The 18361-nt window shown below is 40.9% G+C and carries 19 protein-coding genes; 5 read left to right on the forward strand and 14 right to left on the reverse strand.

Features of this window, described 5'->3' with window-relative positions:
- Nucleotides 1–3: 3 nt before the first annotated feature.
- On the forward strand, nucleotides 4–783 hold the full coding sequence (locus UR08_RS08925) for a carbon-nitrogen family hydrolase (protein ID WP_115753307.1): 780 nt from the start codon (nucleotides 4–6) through the stop codon (nucleotides 781–783).
- Between the two features lie 276 nt (nucleotides 784–1059).
- On the opposite strand, the gene UR08_RS08930 is transcribed toward UR08_RS08925, so the two are convergent.
- From UR08_RS08930 to UR08_RS08955, 5 genes are all read right to left on the reverse strand, one after another.
- Nucleotides 1060–2199, reverse strand: coding sequence for an ABC transporter permease (locus tag UR08_RS08930; RefSeq protein WP_115753308.1), 1140 nt, complete (start codon nucleotides 2197–2199; stop codon nucleotides 1060–1062).
- 5 nt (nucleotides 2200–2204) lie between these two features.
- Nucleotides 2205–3077: an ABC transporter ATP-binding protein gene (locus UR08_RS08935; protein WP_115753309.1), complete on the reverse strand. Its 873-nt coding sequence runs from the start codon at nucleotides 3075–3077 to the stop codon at nucleotides 2205–2207.
- A gap of 528 nt (nucleotides 3078–3605) precedes the next feature.
- Nucleotides 3606–4157, reverse strand: a complete 552-nt coding sequence (gene nrdG, locus UR08_RS08945) for an anaerobic ribonucleoside-triphosphate reductase activating protein (RefSeq protein WP_036070184.1) — start codon at nucleotides 4155–4157, stop codon at nucleotides 3606–3608.
- On the reverse strand, nucleotides 4150–6303 hold the full coding sequence (gene nrdD / locus UR08_RS08950; protein ID WP_115753311.1) for an anaerobic ribonucleoside-triphosphate reductase: 2154 nt from the start codon (nucleotides 6301–6303) through the stop codon (nucleotides 4150–4152). Before nrdD ends, nrdG begins: the two co-directional genes overlap by 8 nt.
- 222 nt (nucleotides 6304–6525) lie before the next feature.
- Nucleotides 6526–7494: a Gfo/Idh/MocA family protein gene (locus UR08_RS08955; protein ID WP_115753312.1), complete on the reverse strand. Its 969-nt coding sequence runs from the start codon at nucleotides 7492–7494 to the stop codon at nucleotides 6526–6528.
- A gap of 148 nt (nucleotides 7495–7642) precedes the next feature.
- Between UR08_RS08955 and UR08_RS08960 the strand changes: the two genes are divergently transcribed.
- Nucleotides 7643–8209: a PadR family transcriptional regulator gene (locus UR08_RS08960; RefSeq protein WP_165849974.1), complete on the forward strand. Its 567-nt coding sequence runs from the start codon at nucleotides 7643–7645 to the stop codon at nucleotides 8207–8209.
- A 68-nt stretch (nucleotides 8210–8277) separates the two neighbouring features.
- Here UR08_RS08960 and UR08_RS08965 read toward each other — a convergent pair whose 3' ends face one another.
- Both UR08_RS08965 and UR08_RS08970 read right to left on the reverse strand, forming a co-directional pair.
- Nucleotides 8278–8700 (reverse strand): VOC family protein, encoded by a 423-nt coding sequence (locus UR08_RS08965; RefSeq protein WP_115753314.1) that lies wholly within the window; start codon nucleotides 8698–8700, stop codon nucleotides 8278–8280.
- 28 nt (nucleotides 8701–8728) lie between these two features.
- Nucleotides 8729–9244 carry a GNAT family N-acetyltransferase gene (locus UR08_RS08970; RefSeq protein WP_115753767.1) on the reverse strand — a complete coding sequence of 172 codons (516 nt, stop codon included), beginning with the start codon at nucleotides 9242–9244 and terminating at the stop codon, nucleotides 8729–8731.
- A gap of 123 nt (nucleotides 9245–9367) precedes the next feature.
- Between UR08_RS08970 and yidA the strand changes: the two genes are divergently transcribed.
- A complete protein-coding gene (gene yidA / locus UR08_RS08975) occupies nucleotides 9368–10180 on the forward strand; it encodes a sugar-phosphatase (protein ID WP_115753315.1) in 813 nt (270 codons plus the stop codon).
- A gap of 44 nt (nucleotides 10181–10224) precedes the next feature.
- Here yidA and UR08_RS08980 read toward each other — a convergent pair whose 3' ends face one another.
- Nucleotides 10225–10650 (reverse strand): DUF805 domain-containing protein, encoded by a 426-nt coding sequence (locus UR08_RS08980; RefSeq protein ID WP_115753316.1) that lies wholly within the window; start codon nucleotides 10648–10650, stop codon nucleotides 10225–10227.
- A gap of 168 nt (nucleotides 10651–10818) precedes the next feature.
- Here UR08_RS08980 and UR08_RS08985 point away from each other — a divergent pair, with 168 nt between their 5' ends.
- Nucleotides 10819–12255, forward strand: a complete 1437-nt coding sequence (locus UR08_RS08985; protein ID WP_115753317.1) for a glycoside hydrolase family 1 protein — start codon at nucleotides 10819–10821, stop codon at nucleotides 12253–12255.
- 50 nt (nucleotides 12256–12305) lie between these two features.
- On the opposite strand, the gene UR08_RS08990 is transcribed toward UR08_RS08985, so the two are convergent.
- The 6 genes from UR08_RS08990 to UR08_RS09015 all read right to left on the reverse strand — a co-directional run bounded on the left by UR08_RS08990 (nucleotide 12306) and on the right by UR08_RS09015 (nucleotide 18025).
- Nucleotides 12306–12671, reverse strand: coding sequence for a DUF1304 domain-containing protein (locus UR08_RS08990; RefSeq protein WP_115753318.1), 366 nt, complete (start codon nucleotides 12669–12671; stop codon nucleotides 12306–12308).
- A 20-nt stretch (nucleotides 12672–12691) separates the two neighbouring features.
- Nucleotides 12692–13321, reverse strand: a complete 630-nt coding sequence (locus tag UR08_RS08995; RefSeq protein WP_115753319.1) for a nitroreductase family protein — start codon at nucleotides 13319–13321, stop codon at nucleotides 12692–12694.
- A 124-nt stretch (nucleotides 13322–13445) separates the two neighbouring features.
- Nucleotides 13446–14963 (reverse strand): flavocytochrome c, encoded by a 1518-nt coding sequence (locus UR08_RS09000; RefSeq protein WP_115753320.1) that lies wholly within the window; start codon nucleotides 14961–14963, stop codon nucleotides 13446–13448.
- 134 nt (nucleotides 14964–15097) lie between these two features.
- Nucleotides 15098–16489 (reverse strand): M24 family metallopeptidase, encoded by a 1392-nt coding sequence (locus tag UR08_RS09005; RefSeq protein ID WP_205757238.1) that lies wholly within the window; start codon nucleotides 16487–16489, stop codon nucleotides 15098–15100.
- A 183-nt stretch (nucleotides 16490–16672) separates the two neighbouring features.
- Nucleotides 16673–17272: a MarR family winged helix-turn-helix transcriptional regulator gene (locus tag UR08_RS09010; RefSeq protein WP_115753322.1), complete on the reverse strand. Its 600-nt coding sequence runs from the start codon at nucleotides 17270–17272 to the stop codon at nucleotides 16673–16675.
- A gap of 108 nt (nucleotides 17273–17380) precedes the next feature.
- Nucleotides 17381–18025 carry a histidine phosphatase family protein gene (locus UR08_RS09015; protein ID WP_115753323.1) on the reverse strand — a complete coding sequence of 215 codons (645 nt, stop codon included), beginning with the start codon at nucleotides 18023–18025 and terminating at the stop codon, nucleotides 17381–17383.
- Nucleotides 18026–18238: 213 nt separating this feature from the next.
- On the opposite strand from UR08_RS09015, the gene UR08_RS09020 reads away from it, so the two are divergent.
- A complete protein-coding gene (locus UR08_RS09020) occupies nucleotides 18239–18334 on the forward strand; it encodes a type I toxin-antitoxin system Fst family toxin (protein WP_115753324.1) in 96 nt (31 codons plus the stop codon).
- The last annotated feature ends 27 nt before the right edge of the window (nucleotides 18335–18361 follow it).

Below are 18361 nucleotides of genomic sequence, written 5' to 3' on the forward strand. Positions count from 1 at the left end.
TACATGTGGAAAATTGCACTTTGCCAAATTGATATTGCGTTCGGGGAGCCTGAGACGAACTTCAAACGGGTTCGGCGAGCGCTTGCTGAGGCAGCCGATAAGGGAGCAACCGTTGCCGTCTTACCTGAAATGTGGAATACTGGGTACGCCTTAACCGAGCTTGGCAGTCTTGCTGACAGTCACGGCGAGCGCACGAAGCGGTTTTTGTCTGAAATTGCGGCCGAGTATTCGCTAAACATCATCGGCGGTTCTGTTTCCGTAAAAGACGACGGCAAATTCGCAAACGTGATGTACGCGTTCGATGCGCACGGTGATTTTCTTTCGAGCTACAAAAAAGCGCATTTGTTCCAGCTAATGGACGAACATCTTTTTCTTGAGGCAGGAAACGACACGAATTTGTTTTTGCTAGACGACAAAAAAGCAGCTGGTTTCATTTGCTACGACTTGCGCTTCCCGGAATGGTTCCGCGCACATACCGCGCGCGGCGCCGAAGTTCTCTTCATTGCGGCTGAGTGGCCAAGCAAACGCATCCATGACTGGGAAAAGCTAGCTGTGGCGCGTGCCATTGAAAATCAAGCATTTGTAGTAGCAGTAAACCGCGTCGGAAAGGATCCGAAAAATGAATTTGGCGGGCGCTCGCTCGTTGTAAGCCCGCGTGGTGAAATTTTGCTTCAAGCAGATGGGTCCGAAGGCAATTTCTACACAACGATTGACCTCAGTGAAATAAAAAAAGTTCGCGGCCGCATCCCCGTTTTCGAGGATAGACGTCCGGAACTTTATTAAATACAGAATATGCGTAACCAAAAAAGATACCTACATGGACAATAATATTTAGGTGGAATTCAGGGGTATTAGATAAAATAAGAAAGAAGTGCTGGCTTAATTTTATAGCGCTTCTTTATTTATGAGCGAGCACATCTACAGTCACTTTCTATATATTAATTAACTCCGATGAGAAAAGCTCGCATTACTATCCCTATTTTGAACGACTAATCATCGGGACTGTACTATTGATGGCTACACCACTAACAAGCGTTCCTTTTTATTTTGGATTTGTTATCAGTATACTAGTTCTTCTTTTTTTAGTAACAGTTTGCTCAAAAAGAATAGCGTAACAGTATAGAGGAATAATATAATACTCCCAACTGCCCAGTTTATTGCTTGTCCTGTTTGTACTGCCAAGCTTCCATCTATTATTGCAGTTATATTTGTATAGCTAAAAGGATTGATTACTACTAACAACCCCGTTAAGTTTTTTGCAAATCCTATTAGAAAGTTAGTTAAAAAGATAAGTCCTAAAATAATTGATATAACTATAATGCTATTTCTGCATAAAAGCATCAAACACTCAAAAAGAACTACCAAAAAAAACACAGTAAAAATAGCTAAGATAAAAAATTGAATAATAAACAGACCAATATCTACTAATTTAAAGTTATTTTGTGCAGTTTGAACCACTACAGGATAATCAAAATGGCCTTTTGATCCCCCGAGCGCTCCTAACAAAAAAGCACCCGTCACGAGCAACATTAACGAAACGAACGAAATTAAAAATGTCGCTAAAATTTTACTAGTCATTAAGTTATTCCTTTTCAGTGGTAAAGCCCAATAAAAACGTAATTTTCGGCTTTCAATGTCTCCTCCAACAATATTTGCAGTTACGAGCAACACAAAAAATATAAATACATATGGAAAAAGTAATTTTAATATATCTCTAGAAAAAGAATAACTATCTGTAGCATACCCCATTTCATTATAATCGTATCCCTTTTGGTAAACCACCCTTTGCAGAGCTAGGTCTTGTTTAATTTTCCAAACTGGATCAGATGTATATGTATTTCCTTTTTCCAAATCCTCTAACAAGTTTTCCTTTTCTTTTATTTGATAGAAGAGCTTCTTTTTTGTTTCCTTCTTTTTTATAGCTTCTAAAGTCCCTTCTGCTAATTTTAAATCTCTTTTATATTCTTGCAACACCTCACCTTTTTTAGAAGATGCCACTGGATCCGCTTTAACTTCCGTAATCGCAGATTTTATACTTCTTATATTTTCTTGCTGCATTTCCAATTGAAAATCTACTTGATTTCTATTTTGCACTTGGTAAAAATAAAACAACACGCAAACGGACAATAACATGATAATGAGTAGAATAAAAATTATTTTCTTTTTTACTGCTTTTTTTATTTCAAAATGAAATAGCATATTCGTCAATCCTTATTGTAAATTTTCTTATATAACTGAGTGAGGTCTTGATCTAATTTTATGACGTCTTTGTATTCTATGTCTGCCTCTTTAAATGCTTCCACCATCATCTTAAAATGGCCTGGCTTTATCTGAACAAGTAATTGATCATTATTAGCCACTTCAACTGCTAAAACAGCTGAAATCTTCTCGATTCGCTTTACCATTTCTTTTTCTAAATTTGGAATAATAATTTTATAGAATTGATCATTTTCAGATTCACTTTCTGCATCCCGATTTACTATTTCCACAATTTCTCCATTTTTTATAAATATTTGTTTGTCTGCTAATTCTTCAATATCCGCTAAAATATGAGAAGAAATAAGAATCGTCTTTCCTGCGTTTTTTAGCTTCTTTAGAATCTCCTTAAATCGAATATTATATGACGGATCCAAGCCATTAAAAGGCTCGTCCAAAATTAAAATATCAGCATCAGAAATGACAATTTCAGCAAACAGCAACTGTTGCTTCATACCTAAGGAATAAGATTTTATTTTTTTATTTAATAGCTCAAGTATCCCTAAATTGTCCGCAACCTCTTTAATAGTTATCTTGCTTTTATAAATAGATTGTATGTAAGTTAAATGATCTCCCCCTGTTAAATACGGATATAGAACTTCACCATCTTGTAAAAAAAATAAACTTTGAGTTTCACCTGAGCAACTGACTTCACCTTGATCTGGTGTGTATATGCCAGACAATATTCTCATTAAAGTTGTTTTTCCACTCCCATTTGGTCCTATAATGGCAGTAATTTGTTTTTGAGTAAATTGATATGAAAACTGTTTAATAACCTCTTTAGAATGGATTTTCTTTTTTAATTGTTTAGCCATTAACATTTAGCTTTTTCCTTTCTAAAAATAAAGCCGCAACCACTATACTTTTGCGACTTTATTATAAAATTCAGTACGTTCTCCACGTCCTTGTGTAGGAATAACAAGCAGAGCTTGAGTAAGCGAATACCATTCTCTTCTTCTCTGTGTACGTAGCTCCTCGATTGAAGTAGATTGTTTTGTAACGCTTATTTTGAGTATAATATTTGATACTCCACACAGAACGAAACCACCCTTTTTCATAGTAATACAAAACATTTGCTGTTTGTCGTGCTTCTGCTTTTTTCATTCCCATTCCACTGACGAGCAATGCGCCCACAATCATAATCAATAGTATTATCGACATTTTTTTCTTCTTCAATACATCTCACTTTCCTTTTTTTGTTTATTCTAACATGTCAGAATATATCAAGTCTGTGTAAATTATGTGACAATTTAGATTTTTGTAAGTAATTTTAAGATACAAAGTTCCACTGTTATCTATAGTCTACATAAAAAGGCAGGCGTGCTTAAGCACGTCTGCCTTTCATCTCTCTATTCTATATACAAGACAACTTCTCCAGCTTTAAGTGTCTGCTTCACATCAATAATTCGCTGGTTGCTGGAGCCTCGAAATGCCAAGTTTGGATCAAATAGCGACTGCTCGAACCTGCCATCAACTAGTACATCAATCAGCGACAGCAATTCTAACTTGTCTTCTGTTTCTTGTAGCATTTCTTCGAATGTATAGCCCGTCCAGGACCAAATATCTTTCGAATTTCCGTAGACTTCCCGGAGTTTCTTGACGACTGTAAGACAGGTTTCCGTGTTTAAAAATGGTTCGCCGCCTAGAAGTGTGAGTCCTTGCACGCTTTCGTGGCCAACGTCTGCAACAATTTGGTCAAGTAATTCCTCTGTGAATGGTTCGCCGTACTTGAAGGACTGTGCTGCTTTATTGTAACAACCTTCGCAGTGGAACGGGCAGCCAGACACATACAAACTGCAACGCACGCCTTCCCCGTCGACAAAATTAAATGGCTTGTAATCGGCAATATAACCGCGGCTTAAGCGACTCGATTGCCATTCTTTTGGAGCGGGGTTATTCATCTCGAAGCTCCATGTGCTTCACGCGTTTCGAAATTTCAACATGACGACCGTGCACCATTGGGCGTTTCATTGGGTTCCCAAGATAGCCACAAGTTCGTTTTACGACATCCGCCTTTTCTGGATCGGTATTGCCGCAATGTGGGCATTTGAATCCTTCTTCCGTTGGGGCAAATTCTCCTTCAAATCCACACTCGTAACACTTGTCAATCGGGGTATTCGTGCCGAGATACGCAACCCGGTCGTACGCGTAATCCCACACAGCTTCAAGCGCCTTCGTGTTGTGCACAAGTTTCGGATACTCACAATAATGGATGAAACCGCCCGAACAGTATTCAGGATAGTCTTTTTCAAAGTCGATTTTTTCAAATGGCGTAATTTTCTTGCGGACGTCATAATGGAAAGAATTTTGATAGTATTCCTTGTCCGTAATATCCTTCACGATACCAAATTTCTCTTTATCCAGCCGATTAAATCGGTCAGTCAAACTTTCGCTCGGGGTCGAATACACACTAAACCAGTAGCCATACTCCTCTTTCCAGCTATCTGCGTATTTTTTAAGAGCTTTAACAATGTCAAGAGTGAAGGTTTTGGCTTCAGCATTTTGTTCCCATTCGCCGCCATAGAAAACCGTTGCCGCTTCATAAAGTCCAATGTATCCAATTGAAATCGTAGAGCGGTTATGGTTAAATAGTTGGTCGACACTTTCCCCGTCTTCAAGACGCTTGCCAAATGCTCCATATTTGTAAAGGATCGGCGCATTTTCCGGTTGCGCTTCACGAACGCGATTTAAACGGAATAATAGCGCATCTTTCACGGTCTTCATTCTTTCGTGGAAAATTTCCCAGAACTTAGCTTGATCTCCTCGGCTTTGTAAAGCAATCCGCGGTACGTTTAACGTTACGACACCTAAATTGTTCCTGCCAGCATTTACATTCTCGCCTGTTTCCTCGTCTTTCCACGCAGGTAAAAACGAGCGGCATCCCATCGGCACTTTAAAATCACCCGTTAACCGAGTGAGCGTATCGTAGCTCAGCACATCCGGATACATCCGTTTCGCCGAACAAGCGAGCGCTAATTGTTTAATATCGTAGTTCGGATCCTGTTTTTCTAAATTCGTGCCCCGTTTTAGTGAGAATACTAGTTTTGGAAAAATCGCCGTATGTTTATCCTTTCCAACCCCGCCAATTCGCACATTCAAGATTGCTTTTTGAATTTCGCGCGCAAACCAATCCTCGCCCAGTCCGAATCCAAGCGTCACGAAAGGCGTTTGGCCGTTGCTCGTATAAAGCGTGTTGATTTCATATTCCAAACTTTGCATCGCATCATAAATATCTTTTTTCGTTCGGCTTTCCGCGTATTCCTGTTGTTTCTCTGGAACAACCCAATCCGCCGCTTCCTTTTCATGCTTCGCATAGTTCAATTTGGCATAATCCGAAAGAATTTCATCAATCCGGTCGACCGAGCAGCCGCCATATTGCGAACTTGCCACATTTGCAATAATTTGAGCGATTTGAGCCGTTGCCGTTTGAATCGATTTCGGACTTTCCACATTGGCATTCCCAATTGTAAAGCCATTTTGAAGCATGCCACGGATATCAATCAAACAACAATTTGTCATCGCGTGATACGGGCTATAATCAAGATCGTGAAAGTGAATATCCCCTTTTAAGTGAGCATTCGCAACGTGTTTTGGGAGCATATATTTTAACGCATAACTTTTCGCTACGGCACCTGCAGTGAGATCTCGCTGCGTATTGAACACCGTTGCGTCTTTATTAGCATTTTCGTTTACGACTGCTTCGTCTTTTTCAAGCAGCTTTTGCACACTTTTCGTCATATCCGTCAAATTCGCACGTTTCGCGTCACGATCATGACGGTATTCTATGTAGCTTCTCGCAACACTTGGATAGCTTGATTTCATCAAAACATTTTCTACCGTTTCTTGAATCGTATCAATCGTCAGTTCCGCTTCATTTGGTAAACTATTCACAATCGAAACGATCACATTCTCCAAAAAGATATCGTCCTCTACTTGAATGCTTTTCATCGATGCTTCAACAGCGTTGCGGATTTTAATCAAATCAAAGGTTACTTTCCGACCGTCTCGCTTCACAACCTGTTGATCCGTTATTTGTTCGCTATACATGATTACTCCCCCATTTTCTATATATGGTATCTGCTTAATTAATATAGCACAATATATCGTTAAATGAAAAGTGATAGTGTGCACATTCACAAAATTAGGTCTTTCGTTCCTAAAAACAAATTTAAAAAAAGCTTCTTTTGTCCCTTGCATCAAAAAAGCAAGTACAAAATAAAAAAGCTGACCTCCCATTAAAAAATGGAAAAATCAGCTTTTCTCGCGTCTTTACTTTTCAAATGGAAATTCAATACCCCAGTCGGACCGCACTTTTGTCATGATTTCAACAACATCTTCCGTCAATTCACTAAGCGGATTTTCACCGTTTGCAATATTTTTTTCCATATCCCGAATTTCGTATTGCAGTGCCGAAGCGGTATCTCCCGCTGTAATTTCTTCCGACTCCCCATTTGTATAAGTGAGCATCGCCCGGTCCGCACGAGGAAAATCGTCTACCGTCAAAAAACCATTTTCATAAGCCACAATCCCACGTTTTGGCATTTTCGCCCGGAAAGTCAAGCTGATAGTCGCCATTTCATCCTGCGCATTTCGCAGTAAAATACCGGATTGTTCATCCACGCCCGTTTCATATTTCTTCGCCGTCGAAAGCACTTCAGTAGGCTTCTCACTCAAGAAATAGCGCGCAAACGAGAGCGCATAAGTCCCAATGTCAAGCAGCGCACCGCCCGCAAGATCCATGCTGAAAAAGCGATTACTTGGATCATTCGGTTTCGCACTGCCAAAGGAAACTTGAATCATTTTTAAAGCACCCAGCTTCTTTTCGACCGCTATTTCCTTAAGTTTCGCATAAAGCGGCATGTGGAAAATCGTCATCGCTTCCATAACCACAACCTTTTTCTCGCGAGAAACTTGGAGAACCGCCTCGAGTTCACGGGAACTCACCGTAATCGCCTTCTCGACCAAGATATGCTTTCCATTTTGTACAGCCTTCATCATATATTCATAATGATTCGAATGCGGCGTTGAGATATAAACCGCATCAATATTCTCATCCGCAAAAAGTGCATCAAAATCATCATACACAAGCCCAATCCCATATTCCTTGGCGAACGCCTCGCCTTTTTCTTTATTTCTAGCCCCAACAGCATGAACCGTGCGACCTTCTTTTGTCATTGCATCCGCAAATTGGTGAGCGATTCCGCCCGGTCCGACAATAGCCCAATTCAAATTACTCATAAGTGACACCCTTTCCTCTTGCCTTCTATGGTATTTATTATATGTTTTCCTGAAACTGATGTCAAAAAGTATATACTTTTCTTATCATTCGAATTCGCTTCCAAACAATGCTATAGTAAAGGTAAAAACTGAAGATGGGGGTTCAAGTATGTCATTAAAACTTGTCATTTTAGGCGTTTTAGACCGTCACAATGTGCATCCATACGACATCAAACGCTTTTTAAAACGTTACAAATGGGATTATCTCTTCCAAATCAGCGATGCAAAGATCTATTACGCTTTCGAATCGCTTGAAAAAGGCGGATTTGTGGAAGTTTCCGAAGTGGTTGAAAACGAAAAAACACCAACCAAAACGATTTATCAAATTACGGAAGCTGGACGGGCACAAATCGAAAAAGAATTAGAAAAAGTTCTCAAAAAAGATGTTCATTCGTTCAAACTGATTTACCCAGCGTTACTCTTTTTCAATTATGCTGAAAAAGAACGGCTACTCCAGTTGTTAGATGAGCGCCGCCAAAGAATTGAAAAAGAACTACATCAAAGTTTTGAAGAAAATAAACATCCAGAAGGCAGCATCACCGCCTACATTACGCAAAATGCTATCCAACACCTTACCATTGATTTAGAGTGGCTCACAAGCTTGTATCAGAAAATCCAAAACGATGAGCTAAAGCCACAAGTTACTTATGATATCGAACAATTTTTTGCTAACTAATCAAGAAAAACCAGCGCGTCATCCTTTAATTAGGATGACGCGCTGGTTTTTTTATCCGCAAGTAAAATTTAATTTTCAATCGACCATTCTGGATTCCAAACGACTTCCCACAAATGCCCATCCAGATCTTGAAAATAGCCCGAGTAGCCGCCCCAAAACGTATCGTGAGCCGCCTTAACAATCGTAGCCCCAGCCTTTTCCGCTTCTTGCATCACTTGATCCACTTCAAGCTTACTAGAAACATTGTGTCCAAGCGTGAGTTCCGTTTGGTTTGGCTGCCTAGCCGAAAGACCCGTATCATGTGCAATATCCTCTCGTTTCCAGAGCGCAAGCTTCATTCCCGATTCCAAATCGAAAAAAGCTACCGCCCCATACTCGTACTCTTGCCCGATGATCCCTTCCGTCTGCCACTTTAATCCGTCGCGATAAAATGCCACTGCCCGATCAAGATCAGCTACCCCGAGCGTCAAAACCGTCACACGTGCTTTCATAAAACCGCCTCCTGGCAAGAAACTTTCATTAAGCCTTGTCAATTTTGCGTGTTAGAACCTCTACCTCGTTTTCACGTCCACCAACTTGGATGGTTTTGTCCCCTTGATGCTCGTAGCCAAGATGGCGCCAAAAGCCAGCCGCAGATCTATTCGATTTGAGTACACCCACCCGGAGTGAATCCGCTCCACTATCTTGCGCCCATTCGCGGATGACTTCGTGGAGAACACGTCCCATTCCGCCATTTCGCGCTTCTGGCACAAGAAGCAAGAGTCCAATGATCCATTCCCCGGTTTTGGGATAGTCTGCAACGATGTCAATCAGCCCAATTGGCGTATTCGCTTCATCTAAAATGGCCATCGCAAATTTATCATAGCGTGTCTTACCTTCAGGGAGTCCCAAAATGACAGCTGCCGCATCTTCACGCGTTGCCGTCCGTCCCTTCTCAAGTTTGTAGTAATCCTCGCATTTCTTGCATACCGCTTCTGCAAGATCAATATCTTCTGGTTTGTTCGTTAAAAATTTCACGTGATAACTTTTCTTCATCGTTTCACTCTCTTCTAAAAGATTCTCTCCAGACCAGTTTGCCATATTTTCATCCAAGTTTCAATCCTCATCCCAACTGTGCTATACTGAACATGTATGAAATTTAGATGGAGGACGCATGAAATGATTAAATTAGTAGCAATTGATATCGACGGCACGCTCTTAAATGACCATCACGAGGTTTCACCAAAAGTGAATGAAGCGATCCAAAAAGCAAAAGCGCGCGGCGTGAAAGTGGTTCTTTGTACCGGACGTCCGCTCGTCGGCGTGGAACAGTATTTATCCGAACTGAAACTTCGCGAGGAAGGCGATTATGTTATCAGTTTTAACGGCGCTCTCGTTCAGGATACTTTCAGTAAAGAAGTGGTTTCACATCTCACTTTGACAAAAGGAGACTTGGTTGAAGTTGCAGATGCAGCAGAAAAAGCGGGTCTGCACATGCACTTTTTCGATGAATCCGCGCTTTATACGCCAAATCGCCATATCGGCAAATATACGGTTGTCGAAGCTTACTTGACAAACAGCCAATTGATCTATGAAGAAATCGAAAATGTTCCAGATGACTTCAAAGTTTCGAAAGCTATGATAATTGATGAAGCGGAAATCCTTGAAGCGGGCATCGAAAAACTCCCTGCTGATTTTTATGATAAATATCATCTGGTGAGAAGCGCTCCTTATTACCTTGAAGTGTTGAATCGCGATGCCAGCAAGGGAAATGCTGTCCACCAACTCGCTGAACTTCTTCATATTAAGCAAAATGAAGTCATGTGTATTGGCGACCACGAAAACGATACAACGATGCTTGAATATGCCGGAACAGCGGTTGCGATGGGAAATGCCATTCCGAAATTAAAAGAAATTGCGGATTTTGTCACGGCAAGCAACAATCAAGATGGCGTGGCTGTCGCATTTGATAAATTTATTTTTGAGAAATAATCATGAAAAAAAACGAACGTGCCGCTGGGCACGTTCGTTTTTTCTTAGTAGCCATATGGATCAATATCAAAATCCGCATACGCACTTGGTAAAAGTGTGAATACAAAAAGAATAATTGGACCCACAACTGGAATAAAGCCAAGAAAAATCATCCATGGACTTCTTCCTGTGTCTCGAATTCGGCGAACTATCAAGCTCACAGATGGAACAATTATAGCCAGTGCATAAAGCCAGAAAACAAGACCAATAAATAAGATTGGGCCAAGCGCAATCACGTTTGAAAGCCCAGATCCTCCTGTTGATGCAAAAGTAAGAGCTGCAGAAAGCCCAAAAACTAGCGCTATTATGTAATAAGCTATCGCAATAATCCCAGTCCACAAAATATTGAACCAGTATTCAGACCGTGATGCACGCCCCGAAAAATTAGCGTAATTCCGCCAAAAAGATTTATAAGCTTCTAAAAAACCCAAAATAACAGTCTCCCTTCGTACACGATTCTCCTGATTATACACCAAAAGTCATGAGCTATGTGTGACGAATTTGTGAATTATTACTTTTCATCCAGCATAAAAAAGGCTATACTTTAAAAGAAAGATGTTCAATTTTTTAGGAAAAATGTGGATGTAGGAGGGATAATTATGGAACACAAGACTCGCCAGCGGTTCCCGGCTAATTTCTTATGGGGTTCCGCATCAGCGGCTTATCAAATCGAGGGCGCATGGGACGAAGATGGCAAGGGAGCTTCCGTCTGGGACGAATACGTTCGGATTCCCGGGGCTACTTATAAAGGAACGACTGGAAATGTGGCGGTTGACCATTATCATCGCTACAAAGAAGACGTCAAACTCATGGCCGACATGGGACTGAAAGCCTATCGCTTTTCGATTGCTTGGTCGCGGATTTTCCCACAAGGAAAAGGAGAAGTAAACGAAGCGGGACTCGCGTTTTACGATAATTTGATCAACGAACTGCTAAAATATAACATCGAACCGCTCGTAACGATTTATCACTGGGATATTCCACAAGCTCTTTTTGATGAATATGGGGGGTGGGAGTCACGCGAAGTGATTGCCGACTTTACGCATTATGCGAAAACCTTGTTCAAGCGTTACGGTGACCGTGTGAAATACTGGGTATCCTTGAATGAGCAAAATATTTTCGTTGGGATGGGTTACGGCCAAGCTTTGCACCCGCCGAAGGTTGCTGACATGAAGCGGATGTATGCTGTCAATCATATCGCCAATTTGGCAAACGCAAGCGTGATTGAAGCCTTTCACGAGCTTGTTCCAGATGGGAAAATTGGGCCAAGTTTCGCCTACACACCGCATTACCCAATTGATACCGACCCGAAAAACGTCCAAGCTGCTGATGACGCCGAGGAATTAAACAGTTACTTCTGGATGGACGTCTACGCATATGGCCGCTATCCGCGCGCTGTGATGCACTACTTGAAAGAAAACGGTCTCTCTCCTGAGATCAAACCTGGGGATATGGAACTTTTAAAACGTGCCAAACCTGATTTTATGGGCGTGAATTATTATCAATCGGCAACGGTTGCCTACAATCCGCTTGATGGGGTTGGGGTGAGCAATGAAATTAACAATACTGGTAAAAAAGGAACCGCCAAGGAAACAGGCGTCGAAGGGGTTTATAAAAAGGTCGTCAATCCATTTGTTTCAACGACAAACTGGGATTGGACAATCGATCCGAAAGGCCTTCAAATTGCGCTTCGCCGCATCACGAGTCGCTACGATTTGCCTGTTTTGATCACGGAAAATGGGCTAGGCGAATTTGATAAGCTTGAAAACGGCGAGGTAAATGATGATTATCGCATTGATTATCTGGCAAGTCACGTGAGTGCTATCCGAGATGCCATCAGTGATGGCACTGAGGTGATCGGATACTGCACGTGGAGCTTCACGGATCTTCTTAGCTGGCTAAATGGCTATCAAAAACGCTATGGCTTTGTTTATATTGATCGCGACATTTCCGATGAGGATCCAATGACTCGGATTCCTAAGAAGAGTTACTACTGGTATAAAGATGTGATTGAAACAAACGGAGCTGAGCTTTAAAACTATAAAAAAGCCGCAAGTTGCTGATTAAGCAGCTTGCGGCTTTGACTTTAATGGAAAATAATTAAACTGAGTAGCGCTAAAATTGCCGGTCCGCCTTGTTTAACCAAAATGGAAGCCGAACTTGTGATACTGCCATAAAGCGCAGCGATAATCACAAAGCAAATGAACAATGTGGCCATTTCAAAACCATTTTCTGATACAAAAGTGGCGTACAGTAAGCCGATTCCAAACAGCCCATTGTAAACTCCTTGATTTTTAAAGAGCGTTTGAACCATCTTGTCTTTCGTAAAGCTAAGTGGCAGTTGAAAAGTCTTCGCTGTTTTTGTAGAAGCTGGCACCACCGTTTCTAGGTAAAAAATATAAAAGTGTTCCAATGCGACAATTACGCAAAGTATGCTCGAAATAAGCGACATTTGTTCTCCTCTTTTCTTGTTTATTTCCACTCAGCCACTTTATCAATCGGCAAACGAACCGATTCAAAACCTGGCTCTTTCATTTTGCCAATGGACAAGATCATCACAGGGAGATAGCGCTTCTTATCCATCTCAAAAGTTTCAGCTAGCTTGTCGTGCTCGAAACCACCAATTGGATTTGTATCGTAACCGTAAGAGCGCGCAACAAGCATAAGTTGCATCGCAGCAAGACTTCCATCGATCGCTACAATGCGACTCATTTCTTCTTTACTAAGGCTCTCATAAAGTGGAATGATTGTTTCTAGCTGCTCATTCTTAATTTGCTCAGGGATTTTTCCCGCTTGAAAAGCCTGATTGTAAATTTCTTCTCCATAAACGTAGCATTCTAAATCGCCAAAAATCAAAATCATCGCCGCGGAAGTATCATTTTGGCGTGTATTAAAGCGAACTAATGGCCGAAGCTTTTCCTTCGCTTCATCGCTTTCCACAACTACAAAGCGCCAAGGCTGCATGTTAACTGAAGATGGGGCAAGCACCGTTTCTTCAAGGATTTGCTTCATTTCTTGCTTAGAAATCTTCACTTTCTCATCATAAACACGCACAGAGCGTCTTCCCGTTAAAATTTCTTCAAAATTATTATTTTCACGCATCACACACACTTCTTTCTTTCAAAATTGTTTTAAGTATACGAATAAATGACCAAACCTTTCAACTAATATGCCTAAAACAAAAACCCCTTCTTCTCGCAAGAAAAAGAGGTCTTCCTTACTTCACTTAATTTTTCTCTACAAACTCAGCAGATTTCACACCCGCTTGACGGCCAAAAATAATAATTTCCGCAACCGAGTTACCACCAATTCGGTTTTCGCCGTGTAAGCCGCCCGTTACTTCTCCAGCTGCGAACAAGCCCGGAATCGGCTTCCCATCCTTATTAAGAACTTCGGTATTCGTATTGATTTTGACGCCGCCCATCGTATAGTGAATCCCTGGTCCGATTTTGATTGCATAAAACGGCGCTTTCGACAAATCATGATCCATCCCAGTTGCCCGCTTAAATGCTGCATCTTTTTTATCTTTCACCGACTTATTCCAAGTATCCACAGTAGCCGATAGCGTATCAGCTGACATATCCATTTCTTTTGCTAACGCATCGACTGAATCCGCTTTTTTCACAACGCCCATTTCTTCATATTGTTTGATTGCCTTCACGCGGTCTTTCACGCCAGCATCAAAAATCAAATAAGCCGACTTGTCTTGCAATTTATTGATAGCATCTGTTACATTGTCGCGTGTATCCATTTCGTTTACAAATCGCTTGCCATCCTTATCAACAAGGATCGCTCCTTCCCCGCGGACAGCTTCGCCAATCAAATAAGATTTATCCTGTTGTACCGTTGGATGCACTTGAATTTGATCCATATCGACCGTTGTCCCACCAAGTTTCTCGATCATCTTGATGCCATCGCCAGTACTTCCTTCTTGATTTGTAGTGACATAATTTTTAAGATCTGGTCGCGCTTTTTCGATCATTTCCTTGCTCGCGCCAAATCCGCCAGTTGTCACAACAACCGCTGAACTGTGAACCGTTTTTTCCTTTGTATCATTGAAGCGTACTTTCACACCATCTGCCTTGCCATCTTTTTCTAAGATATCAACTACATTGGCATTTACAAAAATTGGAATTTGTTCTTCCTTCACATTTTTCAGTAGCCCATCCACGAGATACTGTCCGACAGCCGATCCGTCTTCTGGCCGGTGTGTCCGTTTTTCATTCATTCCGCCTGTAATCGTGATATTATTTAAACGAATTCCTTTCCCATCTAACCAATCAATGGCGCTTGCAGAATGATCGACAAAGTAGCGTAGCATCGCTTTATCATTCGTTCCGTGTCCACCTACAAGTGTTTCTTCATAAAAAAGATCGTTGCTGTCTTTAATTCCTTGTTCCTTTTGAAATTTCGTTTCAGACGCATTCATTCCGGAAGAAGCTTTGGACGTATTTCCACCTGCAACAGGCATTTTTTCAAAAATTACCGGTTTCATGCCCTTTTCTTTAGCTTCAAGCGCTGCAGTCATTCCGGCACCGCCAGCTCCGATGATGATAATATCATATTTTTCCTTTAACTTACTAAGTTCTGTGTAGCTTGCTTCTGATGCACCTGAATTTGCTTCCGTTTTCTCAGACTTCTTCGCCTTTTTTTCTTTCGCTTTGTCAGCATTTGACCCACAACCAGCAACTACTAGAATTACCGCCAAAATCAAACTAAGCGCAGCTAACCATTTCTTTTTCATGCCTTTCCCTCCGTTTTTCAATTTTACCCTTTTTCAGTATAACATGATTGTTACTTTTTTCACATATTATTTTACATAAACTTATTTCCCTATTAAACAAACCGGACAAGTTAACTTATCCGGTTTGTTTCACGTCATTTTTTCACTTGAAAAGCCAAGTCTTTAGCAAGGAAGAATGGCCGCATATAAGCTACTGTATTCGAAAGCGGAATAACATCTTGACTGAGCTCAATATTCAATTCGTTTTTCAAATAGTTCTTTCTAAGAGAGATTCTCTCCCAAAGTGCCGGATATTCCATCTTGATCGCTTCTTGCAAACTTTCATCTGCCAGAGCCACACATTCTTCGGCGCTAACGCCCGTATAGCCTTCAACAGATGGGATAATATCAAGTTGAAAAATCATGCCGCTTTTCAAAACTTGACTCGAGTCAATGTAAACCGGTGATGACATCCATTCGTCATCCGAAACCAGATGTCCAGGATTTAAATGCCAGTGATACTCTTTTTTGGGAAAAGTTTCTTCAACAAGCTGATATAATTCTTTTCCTTTCGTCCCAATCTGGATTCCCTCTAACCAACTCACTACCGCACGAAAATAAGGCTTCGCAACTCTATCCAAGTAATCTTTTTGGGTTTCCGGCAATTGTTTTTCTTCTTTGATGGCAAAACCAGTTCGACTGGATAAACCGCCTTTATAGCCTACCGTCAAAGAAAGCGGGTCAGCTAATTGTACTTGTTTATGCGTCGGATAAATATTCGCCATTTCGAAACGTTTCCCAGTAGCCGCAATTGTCACAACCGAATGATATTGTCCCTCAGCCGATAAAGCCGCTCCAAGTTCCGATTCTTTTGCCCCAATTTCAACTTGATTCATTGCATTTAACATACAGCGAGAAGCTAAATTAGCGCCATATTCGTAGTGAGCAATTTCGTTAGCATTGTTTACCGTACGTACCCCGTCTTCACCAATCATAAGATAAGCCGCATTATACATTTCAGCTTGGGCTGACTTTGCATTCATGAGCGCTTGAACGATAAAATGTGGCACATCAAACAACTTACTCGAATCACTTGCTTTCGTTGTGAACATCTTCCAACCGATAATCCCGATTTTATTTTTCTTAGCGAAACCCAGCTTTTTAAAAATTGCTTCTAGCGTTTCATCATTATCCATTGGCTGATTTGGAAGCGAGAAAAGTGGACTATGAATGAGTTCGACTGGCGTGCGTGAAAAAGGAGCTAATTTCAAGTTTTCATTTCCTAAAATTGCCGTGCAACTTCCTGAGCTTTCCACGACTAATAAACCTTCTTCAAATCGCGGGATAAAACCTGTTAAATATTCAAAATTACTGCCGTGTTCTTTATCTGCATAAATCACGAGCGTATCAAAAGCCTCTTCTTTCATCCGATTTAACAATTGACGCTTCCTTTTATTCATCGTGTCATCTGTTAAAAACGTTGGTGCGACATTTTGAAAAGTTGTTGGTTCTTTCACTTGCTTTAAAACAATTTCCTTTATTTGCATGATTTTCTCCTTATTTGGTCGATTATAATAGTTAGTTTGCTATAAAAAAACAGATAAAGCGCAATCAAAATCTACTTACACCTTATCCATATCCTCATTATAAGCTATTTCCAAACAAAAAGCAGCGAAACAATGAGAAATCCTCTTGCTCCGCTGCTTTTTTAACTTAGTTCTTTATTAAGATCATTCAAAATCCCCAGGAAATCCACCAAATCCGAAATGATGATGTCTACGGTGCATGTGTTTCCAATCACGCAAACCTGCTTTGGACGGATCCATTCCCCCACCAAATCCAAACGGCATTTCTCTATCTGATCCATCAAATCCTCCAAAATTTTGCATTTGCTCTTGATGCAAGTTTTCAAGATGATTAGAGACTTTGTTTAATAATTCCGCGAGCTGTTCTTTTTCCTCGTCTGAGAGGCAATCAAACAACTCACCCGATTGTTGATCGTTTTGTCCAATTTCTTCCGCACGTGCTTTACCACTTTCCGTTAGTTTAACATTCATCACACGACGATCCGCTTCAGATGGTTCACGTGTAATAAGTCCTTGTTTTTCGAGTTTAGCAAGCAGTTCCCCAAGCGACTGTGTTCTCATATCGAGTAAAAAGCCTAATTTTTTTTGCGTAATTTCAGGCTGCATCTTAAGAAGTGTCAGAACACGACCTTGACCACGATAAGGGTTTCCTATCGGGCCAAATTGCTGCATGCGCATTCCTTGATAGCGGTGCATCATTTTGTCGAGCTTCAAAAATTGTTTCATTAAATCTTGATTTTCCATTATGATTCCTCCAATGAATTTAATAGAAAGGTACCTTACAAAAAACATTATAAAGGTACCTGACTAAAATGTCAACAAAAAAAAAGAAAGGTACCTTTCGATACCTTCTTAAACCCGAATTGAATCCAAATGATCCGTATTATTCAAATCTAAAATATGGAACTTACCATCTTGATATTCGACAACACTAATACTCGTATTAAGAATTCGTGTCCCTTTCGTTCTATGGTCACTCATTTCGCCACCAGAAAGCACGTATAAAAGAAGCGTCAGTGCCATGCCATGTGAAACGACCAAGACATTTCCACCTTTTTTCTCCTGCTGAATAATCGTTTCGACGCCACGTAAAACACGTTCCTCTAATTCATAAAACGTTTCTCCGCCATTTTCCTTGGCATCAAAAGTCGCTGGGCTAGTGAGCATTTCCGTGCGCGCTTCTTTAAAACGCACATCAAGATTACTAATATATTCCCCTTCCCAAGAACCAAAACCCATTTCTCGAAAATCGTCCATCAACTGAACAGGAATCTTCCGCGAACCAATAATATATTTTGCTGTTTCTTGCGTCCGCTTACTCGGACTCACATAAGCATTTCTAAACTTGACATCTTGCAACGCTTCGCCAACAGCGATCGCACCATTTTTCCCCTCTGTAACGAGCGGCGAATCGCCCCAGCCTTGCATCTGCCCAGATAAATTCCACTCCGTCTTACCATGTCTCACAAAATAAAACCTTAAACTTTGAGATGCCAACTAAAAATCCTCCTAGAAAAAAACATTTCGCTTCATTTTAGCACGCTTTTCTTTGATTTAAAAGTGGGGATGGGCCTTTGCGTCCATTTATCTCTTTTTCTGAAGTGTCAAAATCCCCTTTTCCCAATTTGACGGCAAAAAAGCAGATGCTATAATACATCCGTCGTCTACCTTTCTTGACGAATTTTTTAAAGAAAGGAGGCTCTAGTCAAAATGTCCACTTTCTTTTCAGAGTTTATTGCTCCACTTCTTGTCGGATGCGGAATCGCTTGGTTCAAATACATGCTGGACAAGCAAAACAACAAATGAAAGCTAGGCGACAATGTCCAGCTAAAT

The organism is Listeria kieliensis (assembly GCF_003369925.1).
GTDB classification, from domain to species: Bacteria; Bacillota; Bacilli; order Lactobacillales; family Listeriaceae; genus Listeria; species Listeria kieliensis_A.